At 46.0% G+C, this 12115-nt stretch carries 11 protein-coding genes; 6 read left to right on the top strand and 5 right to left on the bottom strand.

Annotation, left to right across the window (positions count from 1 at the left end; translation table 11 throughout):
- Positions 1-118: 118 nt before the first annotated feature.
- Entirely contained in the window at positions 119-1492 is a 1374-nt protein-coding gene (locus tag IE104_RS15680; RefSeq protein ID WP_189420231.1) for a DUF1501 domain-containing protein, read from the bottom strand.
- A gap of 26 nt (positions 1493-1518) precedes the next feature.
- Entirely contained in the window at positions 1519-3003 is a 1485-nt protein-coding gene (locus IE104_RS15675) for a DUF1800 domain-containing protein (RefSeq protein ID WP_229838005.1), read from the bottom strand.
- Here IE104_RS15675 and IE104_RS19055 point away from each other — a divergent pair.
- Positions 2978-3502 (top strand): hypothetical protein, encoded by a 525-nt coding sequence (locus tag IE104_RS19055; RefSeq protein ID WP_229838003.1) that lies wholly within the window; start codon positions 2978-2980, stop codon positions 3500-3502. The genes IE104_RS15675 and IE104_RS19055 overlap by 26 nt on opposite strands.
- Positions 3503-3694: 192 nt before the next feature.
- On the opposite strand, the gene serA is transcribed toward IE104_RS19055, so the two are convergent.
- Complete coding sequence (gene serA / locus IE104_RS15670) at positions 3695-4924, bottom strand: phosphoglycerate dehydrogenase (RefSeq protein ID WP_189420227.1); 1230 nt, start codon at positions 4922-4924, stop codon at positions 3695-3697.
- A 329-nt stretch (positions 4925-5253) separates the two neighbouring features.
- On the opposite strand from serA, the gene IE104_RS15665 reads away from it, so the two are divergent.
- From IE104_RS15665 to IE104_RS15645, 5 genes are all read left to right on the top strand, one after another.
- On the top strand, positions 5254-5640 hold the full coding sequence (locus IE104_RS15665; protein WP_229838001.1) for a GntR family transcriptional regulator: 387 nt from the start codon (positions 5254-5256) through the stop codon (positions 5638-5640).
- A gap of 21 nt (positions 5641-5661) precedes the next feature.
- On the top strand, positions 5662-6540 hold the full coding sequence (locus IE104_RS15660) for an ABC transporter ATP-binding protein (protein WP_189420225.1): 879 nt from the start codon (positions 5662-5664) through the stop codon (positions 6538-6540).
- A gap of 2 nt (positions 6541-6542) precedes the next feature.
- Positions 6543-7217 carry an ABC transporter permease subunit gene (locus tag IE104_RS15655; protein WP_189420223.1) on the top strand — a complete coding sequence of 225 codons (675 nt, stop codon included), beginning with the start codon at positions 6543-6545 and terminating at the stop codon, positions 7215-7217.
- 69 nt (positions 7218-7286) lie between these two features.
- Positions 7287-8468 (top strand): acyltransferase family protein, encoded by a 1182-nt coding sequence (locus IE104_RS15650; RefSeq protein WP_189420221.1) that lies wholly within the window; start codon positions 7287-7289, stop codon positions 8466-8468.
- A gap of 157 nt (positions 8469-8625) precedes the next feature.
- The gene (locus tag IE104_RS15645; RefSeq protein WP_189420219.1) at positions 8626-11307 is read left to right on the top strand and encodes an EAL domain-containing protein; all 2682 of its coding nucleotides are present in this window, start codon (positions 8626-8628) and stop codon (positions 11305-11307) included.
- Between the two features lie 13 nt (positions 11308-11320).
- Here IE104_RS15645 and IE104_RS15640 read toward each other — a convergent pair whose 3' ends face one another.
- Both IE104_RS15640 and IE104_RS15635 read right to left on the bottom strand, forming a co-directional pair.
- On the bottom strand, positions 11321-11758 hold the full coding sequence (locus IE104_RS15640) for a hypothetical protein (protein ID WP_189420217.1): 438 nt from the start codon (positions 11756-11758) through the stop codon (positions 11321-11323).
- Positions 11759-11765: 7 nt separating this feature from the next.
- Positions 11766-12059 (bottom strand): hypothetical protein, encoded by a 294-nt coding sequence (locus IE104_RS15635; protein WP_189420216.1) that lies wholly within the window; start codon positions 12057-12059, stop codon positions 11766-11768.
- Between the last annotated feature and the right edge of the window lie 56 nt (positions 12060-12115).

Raw genomic sequence — 12115 nt, 5'->3', positions numbered from 1 at the left:
ATATGCCATAAAAAACTAAAAATTAATCTGATTGCGAACATTGAAAAAGCTGGATCCCCGCTGCGCGAGGATGGCGACTCCTAATTAATGATATTTAGCGTGATTGTTATTTAAGCATCTACATCATAAAGCCCAAATTCTTTAGGCTGTAATTAGAAATATTCGGCAACACAGTTGTCAATTCTGAATTGCTCACCCCAAACCATGTCGCCAGTGTTGCGCCTAATTGATCAACAGAAATTCCCGGTAATAATCTTCCTTGCCCAACATCATCCGGGCCATTGTTAGCGATAGCAGGTGGTGTGCCGTAATAATTTTTTCCATTCACTGCACCGCCCAATACAAAGTGCATGCTACCCCAACCGTGATCGGAACCATCGCCATCAGTAGTGAGCGTGCGGCCAAAATCGGATGCAGTAAATGCAGTAACTTTGTCAGAAATTCCCAACTCAACCATGGTTGAATGAAATGCATTTAATGCGGTACCAACTTTAGTCATGAGCACCGGGTGATCGGTGAGAATATTATCGTGTGTATCAAAACCTCCGAGCGATACAAAAAATACCTGACGCTTTGCACTGAGTGCATTTCGCCCTGCAATCATTTTCGCCACCATTTTTAATTGCGAGGCCAAACTGTTTCCGCTCGGGTAAACCGTTGTGAATTCACTGACACTTGCTAGCGCCGCTTTTAATTGTACGTCGGCATCAATCGAACGTTTGGTTATGGTGGCGAGTTCTGCTTCGTAAATATGATTACTGTTTGCAGTGATGGATGCCCGTAAAGCATTTGCGCACGCTGTCGAACCGAAGAGTGTGGATTTAATTCCATTGATTGCAATAGAACCGCTCGTGGAAACTTGATAGGGAATTGCCGTGTTACCTGCGAGATAAACCGCATTGCCCGCCGCGCTCACGCAAGTAAATGTTGCGTTGCCGTTACTCGCGGCAAATAAATCACCCATGCGGCCGCCCCAGCCTTTGGTTGAACCTTCGGGCGATGAAGATTGCCACACCGATTGTTGATCGTTATGTGAAAATAATTTTGGCGGCAAGGGAACGCTTTTAGCGTTGTATTCGGTTTTTGTTGTTGGTTGAATCAAGGTTCCAACATTTAATAACACGCCCATTTGCCCCGCGTTAAAAATCGGTACCAAATCTTTCAATTCCGGAGCGAGTGCATATTGGCGTGAATTCGCTAAAGACAATGCGGGATTCAATACAGTTGCGGTGAGGCTATCGCGCGCAGTTGCAATGGCAGGGCGCAAACCGCTGTAGAGGTTGTAGCTCGCCGTATCATAAGGTACCAGTGTATTGGCGTAATCATTTCCACCGTACAAAAACACGCACACCATAGCTTTGTAATCTGTCGCCGTTGCAGCAGCGGCTTCACCAATAGCGGCGAGGTTTAATGCAAAAGGTGCGGCGATTCCCGTCATTGAGAGTGCGCTGGCACGCTTCAAAAATTCGCGGCGCGATAATTCTGAACTCATAATTGGCTCCTGTTTTTATCGGCCATTTATTTTTGTGTGAGATATTCGGGGCAAGACATAACCAGCAAAATCGCTGCGTAAATACGATTGTTTTGTCCCGTTGTAGTAGTGGCCGCAATGCTGTCGAGCGCCGTTTTGAAATTAGTGATGGTTGTGGCAGAGAGCTGATTTGCAGCCAAACTGGTATTTAATTCTGCGAGTAATTTATTTGAATCTGTCGCGAGCGGCACAAGTTTGCTGTAATCGGCTTTGATGCTGGCAATGCCGTTGCTAATAACGTTCTGCATAAAATTGATGTAACCCGCCACCGAGGTTTCGGTAGTGATTTGAAATTCCGGCGCGGTGCGCTGGCCGATAAACGAGCTGGGCGGAATGTAGCCGGGCCGAAAAAAATTGAACACAGATGATGAACGCAATGGACTTTGCCCGAGGCGCGATGCAGGATCAGAGGTATCGCCAATATTCCAATTGTCAGCGGGATCTGTGTAGCCAAAATTGCGCGCCCAGTGCACAAAACGCAAAACAGGTTCGCGCAATTTTCCAAAAGTCACGTTGCTTAAACGGCTGGCAGAACGTGCTTCGGTATCTAACAACACGGCTTTAATAACGGCAGCCAAATCACCTCTTACGCCTTTGCCGTTATCGTTAAAAATTCCTGCGACGCGTGCGACATAACTAATGCTCGGATTGCTCGTCACCAAACGCTGAATTAATTGCCGGCTGATAAAAGGTGCAATGTTTGAATGGGCCATTAAAGTATTGAGCGCAGTTTGCAAACTGGCTTCGCCACTTGTGTTAGCGGGAATTGTTGTGCCTAAAAAAGTTTTTGTTCCAGTCTCATGATATTTGGCGATTTGTACCATGGGGCGATAAACCGCATCGGGCGTATCGTTGGTGCCTGTGCTGGTGTCCAAATCCCAACCGGTAAACACGCGAGCGAGTTGGCTCACATCATCTTGCGTGTAAGTTTCTTTGGGTTTTCCGTTGAAAAGTTTAACTGTGCCGTCGATATTTAATTCGTAAACACCAATGGTGAACAGCTGCATAATTTCGCGCGCGTAATTTTCATCGGGCAAACTATTGCCTGATGCTTTACGGTTACCTTTGAAGGTGAGCCAGGTACCCATGGCGGGTGATTTGGAAATTTGTTCGAGTAGATCGCGATAATTTCCAAAGGCATTTAACTCAAGCGTGTCCCAATAGTAGGCCATGGCAAATTGACGAAAACGAATGCCTTCAATACCCAGGCTAACCACAACAATTTCAGAGAGTGCTAAAGCAACACGCTGGCGCAATACATCGCTGCTGTTGATTAATCGCCGCCACATCATGCTATCGGCGCCGGTTAGACTATTTTTGTTGGCAACATCCGCCAAACCTTTTTGCATCAAGATCGCTACGTTTTTACTGCCGAAAGGTTTTTTCATTTCATCGTCAATCCAGCCTTCGTAACCCAAAGACTGCACGCGTGCAATTTCAAGATCAGTGCTGGATAAACTCGCTTGCGCCAAAAAAGCCACTGCTTGTGCATTGCTAATATTGGCAGCGGAAGAGCTGGATGAAGATGACGAAGAACTTTGTGTTGATGAGCTCGATGACGAACTTGGCGCTGAGCTTGAAGACGAACTCGATGAACTTGAAGAAGATGAAGGCGCAGAACTGGATGAAGAGCTTGAGGAAGAACTGGAAACCGAACTGGATGAAACTGAAGAAGAACTTTTAGACGATGAAAGCAAGCTTGAGCTGGATGAAGATTTTGATGATGTAACTGAACTGGCCACACTGCTGGAACTAACCGCCGCTGAACTCGCAGCAGACGACAGCGTAAAACCGCCGCCGCCAGCGCCACCCGCTGCACCGCCACCGCAGGCGGTCAGGGTCGCAGAAGCTAGTGCTATGCCTAATCCTGTTTTGGTTGAGTTTTTACTTTCTGGAACATCGCTTTCTAGAGCGTCAATGTCATCCAAGTGGTTGGCTTGCATAGCGCGGCCTTTAAAAAAGAATTATTAGATGAACCAAAGTGTAAAAGACAATTCAGCAAGCACCTGTGAACGAATGCCAGCTTTTGCGCCAAAAAGCGCGCGATTTTCCAAGCTTGTGAACTGGTTTGTATTGGGGTTACAGGAGATATAACGCAGAAAACAAAAAACCGCTGACAAGGCAGCGGTTTTTATTTTTGGAGCAGAGGTAAAACTAAATGAATTAGAACAACACGCGGCAACGGATGGTGCCTTCAATGCTCTTCAATTGTTCCAGTGCAACTTCATCGTAAGGTGAATTGATATCTACCACCACATAGCCAACCTTGTCGTTAGTTTGCAGGTATTGCGATGCAATGTTGATGTGGCGATCAGAGAAGATGTTGTTGATCTTGGACAAAATACCGGGAACGTTGGCGTGTACGTGCAGCAAACGATGTGCGTCCGGGTGGCCGGGCAAGGCAACTTCGGGAAAGTTAACCGAGCTGATGGTGGTGCCGTTGTCGGAATACTTGATTAGCTTTTCTGCCACTTCAATACCGATGTTAGCTTGTGCTTCCATGGTCGAACCGCCGATGTGCGGAGTCAAAATCACGTTGTCCAAACCGCGCAATGCCGATACGAATTCGTCGTCGTTTGCTTTGGGTTCTTCCGGGAAAACGTCAATCGCAGCGCCAGACAAATTGCCTGCTTTAATTGCAGCGGCGAGCGCATCAATATCTACCACTGTACCGCGCGAGGCGTTGATCAGGATTGCGCCTTTTTTCATCAAACCAATTTCGCGTGCGCCAATCATATCTTGAGTCGCTGCAGTTTCTGGTACGTGCAGGCTGACAATGTCAGATGTTGCCAACAACTCATCCAACTCGCGAATTTGGTTGGCGTTGCCTAAGGGCAATTTGGTGATGGTGTCGTAGAACTGAACGTTCATACCCAAAGATTCTGCGAGCACAGAAGTTTGGCTGCCAATAGAACCGTAGCCAATCAAACCTAAAGTTTTGCCGCGAATTTCGTAAGAGCCTACAGCTGATTTATCCCAACCGCCGCGATGGCAAATGGCGTTCTTTTGCGGAACATTGCGCAACAACAAAATTGCTTCAGCAATTACCAACTCGGCTACTGAACGAGTATTCGAATAAGGTGCGTTGAATACCGCAACACCGTGTTCTTGTGCGGCTTTCAAATCCACTTGGTTAGTACCAATGCAGAAGCAACCAGCGGCGATTAGGCGCGGGGCGTTTTCAAATACACGGCGAGTCAATTGGGTGCGTGAACGCAGGCCAACGAAATGCGCATCCTGGATTTTCTCGATGAGCGCGTCTTCATCCAAAGCGGTTTTCAGGTATTCGATATTGGTGTAACCCTGATCATTCAGGACTTGCACGGCAGATTGGTGCACACCTTCCAGTAATAAAAACTTGATCTTGCTTTTGTCTAAGGACGTTTTGCTCATGGCAACCTCGGAGTAGTGGATTCGCAGGGCTGGGGGTAACCGGCACGCTGGAATGGGGAGCTGGGGAAAATTTGGGCGGCATGATAGCACAAAGGTGCGCCTCGACGACTGCCTTTAACCCCCTCCCAGCCTCCCGTTCATAAACCACATCCTTGTGGTTTCCCCTTCGGGTGGCGTTGCCATGCAAATTGCTCCTGCAATTTGTGAAAAGGGGGAAGGCTGGGTAGGGGTGCTTTTAAAACGAAAAAAATATCCGCTATACACACTTGCCAACTGTGTATATCCGTGCATATACTGTGCATATCGTATATATACAGTTTGAGGTGTGCGTGACCGACGAGTTGTTTCTCTCGCAAAACGATAGCCGCCCCATGTACTTGCAAATCATGGCGCAAATTAAACAAAAGGTTCGTGTGGGCGATTGGCCTGCAGGTCACCCCCTGCCTTCCATTCGCGAATTGAGCGCAGCGACCAAAGTCAGTGTGATTACGGTTAAGCGCGCTTACACCGAACTGGAAGCTGAAGGTGTGATTGTGACGCAACCGGGGCGCGGTTCTTTTGTAGCCGATGGCGATGGCCTGCATAGCAATCTCGCTCGCCTTGAGCTGAACAAACATTTAAATGGATTGATTGAGAGCGCTGACGCGGCGGGGTTGAATGAGGGCGAGTTGATCGCGCTGGTTCAAGCAGCAATTGCCGCGCGCAAGCAGCCCTAACGATTTCTTTGAGGCATGAATATGCAAAATGCGATTGAACTTGAGCAGGTATCCAAGCGTTATTCCAGTTTTTATCTGGAGCATCTCAGCTTGCAAATGCCCGCTGGCCAAATTATGGGTTTGGTGGGAGTGAATGGTGCGGGTAAATCCACCATCTTGCGTATGCTGATGGGTTTAATCCAACCCGATACCGGCAGCGTGAATGTGTTGGGTTATCGTTTGCCCGAGCAACAGGTTCTGGCCAAAGAAAATATCGGTTTTGCCTCTGAAGATATGCGTCTCTACAAAAGCGAAAACTTGCGTTGGCACATGCAATTTATTCAATCCATTTTCCCCTCCTGGGATTACAAGTACGCAGAACACTTATTAAAAATATTTGATTTGAATGCCGAGCAAAAACTCAAAGGTTTTTCACACGGCCAGCGCGTGAAAGCCTGCTTATTATTAATTTTGGCGAGAAAGCCCAAGCTGCTGATTTTGGATGAGCCCACTACAGGTTTAGACCCGGTTGCACGTTACGAAGTCTTGAGCGAGCTCGCTGAAGTGTTACGTGATGAAGATCGCAGCGTTTTATTTTCATCGCACAACACCCAGGACGTAGAACAACTTTCTGATTCCATTACCTTTTTGCACAAAGGGAAATTATTGGCCTCGCAAGATAAAGAAAGCTATTTGGAATCCTGGCGACGCATTGTGTGTTCCGGTGATATTAACGGCAGAAAAATTGAATTGCCGGGCTTGGCTATGCAGAAAAGTAACGGTTCGCTACATGAATTAAAAGTGAAATCTTTTAATGAGTTTTCACTTGGAAAATTGCAGGCCCAAGGCTTGGAAGTATCGCAAGTTGAACCTATGTCGCTGGAACAAATTTTTGTGGCCAGTGTGAAGGAGGTGGCTTAATCATGACATTGAATCAACCTATGATTAAAAAATTGATTGCCAAAGACTGGCATCTCACGCGAAAAATAAATGCACTCTATTTGGCCGGTGGAATTTTCGCTTTGAGTTTTATCAGCTTGGGTGAATGGCAATTTTATATCGGCAGTGTTTTTCTAATAACGGTATTGATTGGTTTAGGAAATCATCAAATCGCAATAACAATTGTTCAAGAGCGAAAAGAGCAAACGCTTCCTTTTATTATGACGTTGCCGATTTCGCCCATGGATTACATCATCGCAAAAATGATTGCAAACATGACAATATTTATTGTGCCCTGGTTAATTATTTTGGCAGGAATGGTTGTTGTTTTTATAGCTACGCCAATTCCTGATGGCCTTCTGCCGTTTTCCATCATTCTTTGCCTGTTAATGTTAGTGAATTATTGCATCACCTGGAGTGTTGGTACGGCACTGGCAACTGAAGGTGCAACTATATTTGTGATGATTGTGCTTAATTGTTTGGTTAACCCGGCTATGTATTTGCTGGGTAAAACACCCGAGATCGGAAGCCACACTAAAGACGCCTATATGGTGTGGAATAGTACAGCTACAGGTATCGTGCTCGCCGAAGTCCTAATTGCTGTACTTGCGTTAATTGTTGCCGTTTGTATTCAAGCGCGAAAGAAAGTTTTTCTCTAACCAACCTGCCAACTTTAAGCCCCGAATTTTTCGGGGCATTTTTTCCATATTATTCTTGAGGTGGTTGCTATGAACTCCACGGTTGAGTCACGCCCGTACGAAGTACCCGTTGCAGATGCACTGATGTCTGATACACGTTTGCATTACATGGATAACCTGCGCGCTATTGCCATGTTGGCAGGCGTTCTATTTCATGCTGCGCTTGCACACAGTGTTTTACTGCATAATGTATGGTTGCCTGCAAATGCAGAGCAATCGCAATGGGTAGATGTATTCGCCTGGTTTTCCCATTTATTTCGCATGCCTTTATTTTTTGTCATCGCCGGATTTTTTGCAGCGCTCCTGGTGCAAAAGCGCGGTGTCGGCAGGATGTTAAAAAACCGGGCAGTGCGAATTTTATTGCCACTGGTTATTTTTCTACCGCTTTGTATGTGGGCAGTTATTGCCGGGCTGTTTGATGCACTTGCCCATGTGCAAAATAAATCGCCGGTACTGTTGATGATTGCAAATGCGGCACCAGGTACTCCGCCCCCGCCACCGACAACTCTGCATTTGTGGTTCTTATACAATCTGTTATTTTTCTATTTAATAACCTGGATTCTATGTCAGTTCCAATGGGGAAAATTGAGCGAATTTTTTAAGCGTGTAAAACCCTGGCAATTTATTTGCGTGTTTCCATTGATAATGGTGCCGGCGCTAAGTTCAGTTAACGTCCCCATGCCTGCCCCAGACAGCTTTTTCCCGCAGCTGTGGTCGTTTGGATTTTTTGGAATATTCTTCCTGCTGGGCTATTGGATATTTAGCGCTGAAAACTTCATTGAAAAATTTCAGCCCTACTGGAAACTTCTTTTGGTATTGAGTCTGGTTGCCTACGGAATTTTTTATACCTTAATCCCTAAAGAATTTTCAATGGTGCCAGCACCAATGGTGTTATGGAAAAAAATCATTGTGAGTTTATGTGAAGCTTATGTTGCGGTTTGGATGACCCTGGTGTGTTTAACTCTTGGTAAAACCTGGTTGAATTCGCACAGCAAATTTATGCGGCTAATTGCCGATAGTTCCTATTGGATTTATATCATCCACTTACCCTTGCTATTTGCATTGCAATATCAGTTGATGGATAAGAACTGGAGCTTGTTCGCTAAATTTAGCGTTGCATCGGGAGTGACTTTGGCAATAGGGTTTGTCACTTATTTGTTGCTGGTGCGCTGGACACCTATAGGTTGGATGCTCAACGGTCGCCGAAAATAAACCCGTCTTTATAGATCTCTAAAGAAACCGCTTTTAGCGGTTTTTTTGTACATATTCAGGTGGGCTTATGATCTTTAAGACTATGGTAGCTTTAAACCACATGGTGTAGTTTTTCTTGGCTATTCTTGTTAAATCGAACTACAGGAATGGACAGCCGTTGATAAATTTTCTGCGTCGCATACTAAGTGCACCCGGCTTACTTTTGGTAATGCTCATTACCGCAACCGTGGGCGGCGTGCTATGGGTAGTAAAAGTCACCATCGTCCAACAAGACGAACTCTTTATTGTGCATTCGCAGGAAATGGTGGCATCTGGCATGGAGCAACGCCGCCAACAATTAGTGGGTGCCTTGCGCGAATACTCAATGTGGGATGGCATGGCAGAAAACGCCAATCGCGGGTCGGTCAATAGCGAGTGGCTCAGGGCCAATATGTCGGGCTCGGCCTACATTAACCAAAGCATTAATATTGAAGCGATTGTAGATCGCCAACAGCAAATCAATTACTTGCTAGTTGATGGCAAGTTCGTTCCCTCGGACACCAAATCAGCAACCCTTAAGCGCTTGATTGCCGACCTTTACCCGATTGCGAAATTTTATAATCCCTACGTTAAAACGCCTTCGCCCATGGGTTACGTGAGAGTCATTGAGCAGGGCAAGAGTGTTTATTATCTGGTGATTATGGAGCCCATTGTTTCCGAGAGCGGTACCCAGGTTCCGGTGAATGGGCGCTTGCTGTTATTTGCGTCTGCGCTGGATGATCAATGGCTCGGCACCCTGGGCGAAAACTTCAAATTGCGCGCTCCTGAAATTCGCGAACGCGCTTCCAAAACCGAACCTAATTTACCGCTTAAAAATCCTCAGGGTGTGGTGCAGGGCTATCTGGTTTGGGGTTTGGACATGCCGGGCCACACTATTTTTTCCGCCATCATGCCTTACGTGTTGGTGCTCTTGGGTGTGGTGGTTACCATCGCCGTTTTGCTGGGGCGGCTTGCTTCACATTTGCAATCCAGCCAACTGGCGCAAGCGGTGCGCTTGGCGGCTCAGGGCGATGCACTGCGCAGCCTGGCGCTGAGTAAAGATGCTATTCCCACCTCTGAAGCCTATGCAGAAGAGGCGGCCGCATTGGCGCGCGGAACCCTGCAATTACCGCATTTATCCGTGTGGGAATTAAGTGATGATCGCCAGTCGCTAAAAAATAAGGCCCTGGTTGAACAGCCGCGTGGGCTTTCGGTATTTGGCCAAAGTATCGAGCGCGCCCATGCACCCTGGCTGTTTGATTTACTTGATCGCAAAGTCGGTTTGGTTGTCCCCCGTGTGTCGCGTACAGATAATCCGGGTTACTGGGTCAATATCGGCGGAGCTGGTGCTTTGCTCGCCATGCCCACATTGGTACGTGACCAGGCAATTGGTTTGGTGCTGGCGATGAGCCCCTGGCCGCGTCAATGGCGGCCAGACGAAACCAATTTCTTAGCATCAATTGCAGATATGCTCGCGCTCTCCATTGAATCCCAGGCACGCAAACGCGCAGAGCAAGAATTGGCGCAACGGATTTATTTTGATCAGCTGACTGAATTGCCCAATCGCGTTTACCTTGATCAAAAAGTACAGGAATTATTAACCAATCCCCAAGCTAATAATCAGTATGTTTGTACGCTCGTAAATGTTGAAGGCTTGGTACTTATCAACGATAAATATGGTGTAGCAACGGGTGATCAACTATTGGTGAGCGTAGCCAAAAGGCTGGCGCATTTTTGCGGCGCAAACGAATTGGTTGGGCGCGTTGGCGACAACCGTTTTGCACTAGTGCTGGATTTGGAGCGCGGCGTTAACTTGCCGCAACGCATGGACATGTTGTTCGGATTTTTTTCCAGCCCAATTAAAGCCCGCGATACTTCTCTGCCTGTGCGTTTAAACATAGGCGTAAGTTACGTACAAGGTGGCGCTGATTGGGCGAAAGCATTACATAACGCAGAAATTGCGTTGCACAGTTTGCATCGCGCCAATCGCGAAAATGCCTGGGTGGAATACAGCATTGAACATCATGCGGCTGAACAACAGGAACAGGCTCTGCGCGAAGATTTGCAGCAAGCGCTAGAGCGCGACGAATTCTTTTTACTTTATCAACCGATTATTAATTTGATATCAGGTGAAGTGTGCGGCGCAGAGGCACTCATCCGCTGGCAGCATCCTTTGCGCGGTTTGATCAATCCCGCTACATTTATTCCACTTGCAGAAGCTACCGGCAGCATTTATTACATTGGCTTGTGGGTACTCAAAGAATCTTTGCATCAAATAAAAATTTGGCAAGCTGCAACCAACAATAAACTTACGGTGTCGGTGAATGTTTCCATGATTCAATTGGAGCACCGCGGTTTTGCAGAAGATGTGAGCCGCATACTGCAAGAGGAGGAAGTGGACGCGAGTATGCTGGAACTGGAAGTTACCGAAGGTATTGCGCTAAGCGCAGCGCCGGAAGTGGAAGAAAATCTAGCGCATTTGCGCGCGCAAAAAATTGGCCTGGCGATTGACGACTTTGGAACGGGCTACGCATCTTTCAGTTATTTGCGTCGTTTTGAAGTGGGCAAATTAAAAATTGATCGTCTGTTTTTGGAAGGTGTTCCCGACAAAAGACGCAGCGCAAATTTAGTCAAAATGATTATTGCTATGGCTCACACACTCAACGCCAAGGTAACCGGTGAAGGTATAGAAACTCCTCAGCAAGCTGCATTTTTACGCAGCACAGGTTGCGAGTTTGGCCAAGGCTATCATTTTGGTAAACCGCTTGCCGTTGCCGATTTTACACAGCAATTAAACAAAATTTATCGCGTGCCGGAGTAATTGTTATTATGATTTAAATCATTGGCGTTGCAAGAAGCACGGGATTTTCTATAGCACTTTTGAAGGATTCATTATTTATAAATGGCCAAAATTCAATTTCTCCGGATGTCAAAAATTCATGCTGCTTATTATGTCGATTTAATAGTCTGCCTAAAAAGTTGTATTTGATTGGACGAACCCCGGGAGAACTAATTTTAGGCCATTTATATTCTTCATTAGAATACAAAAATAACAACCATCGCATCATCAAAGCTTTTGTTTCTTCTGGAATGGATTTAAGTGTGTGTTCTTCAAAATCGTCGTAGAAACACCAAAGAGTATCTTCTATAGCATAAAGTGCTGGATCATCGGACGAAGGAAAGCAGTTTTCGAATTCAAAGTTAGAAAATTGGCCCGCAATGAAACGCCGAGTTACCTCTGCCGCTTTTTTTCTTGCTTCAATGTCAATCATGTTTATCTTAATCGTCCAATTTGTGGTGGGCTTTAAGTAAATAACGTGAACCGCTATAACAAAAAATAAAGCCAAATATAAAAAGTGCACTGCCGGCAATATACGTAGCAATTTTTTCGTCGACTAACGTGAAAAATAAAGCAATTATATCAAATTGAGGCGGCATAAAAATCGGCCATTTCCCAGAACTAAAAGAAACGAAAGCGCCCATCAGGAAATATGCGCCAAACAATATTAGCAAGATGGCTGTTGCTGAATGATTGCGAGACTTGCTTTTATTATTGGATTTTAATTTGATCATAGATATTCTATTTCTTGGTATTTCCTTTCCATTATTTTACAGAGCGAGGTAGTTAA

Source organism: Cellvibrio zantedeschiae, from assembly GCF_014652535.1.
Lineage (GTDB): Bacteria > Pseudomonadota > Gammaproteobacteria > Pseudomonadales > Cellvibrionaceae > Cellvibrio > Cellvibrio zantedeschiae.
Note: the sequence above shows the minus strand (reverse complement) of the source record. Positions and strands in the feature narration are given on the sequence as shown.

Coding starts and splice junctions, on each gene's coding strand:
- IE104_RS15635 (WP_189420216.1), bottom strand. CDS start 12,059: ATGATCAAATTAAAATCCAATAATAAAAGCAAGTCTCGCAATCATTCA.
- IE104_RS15655 (WP_189420223.1), top strand. CDS start 6,543: ATGACATTGAATCAACCTATGATTAAAAAATTGATTGCCAAAGACTGG.
- IE104_RS15660 (WP_189420225.1), top strand. CDS start 5,662: ATGCAAAATGCGATTGAACTTGAGCAGGTATCCAAGCGTTATTCCAGT.
- serA (WP_189420227.1), bottom strand. CDS start 4,924: ATGAGCAAAACGTCCTTAGACAAAAGCAAGATCAAGTTTTTATTACTG.
- IE104_RS15650 (WP_189420221.1), top strand. CDS start 7,287: ATGAACTCCACGGTTGAGTCACGCCCGTACGAAGTACCCGTTGCAGAT.
- IE104_RS15640 (WP_189420217.1), bottom strand. CDS start 11,758: ATGATTGACATTGAAGCAAGAAAAAAAGCGGCAGAGGTAACTCGGCGT.
- IE104_RS15680 (WP_189420231.1), bottom strand. CDS start 1,492: ATGAGTTCAGAATTATCGCGCCGCGAATTTTTGAAGCGTGCCAGCGCA.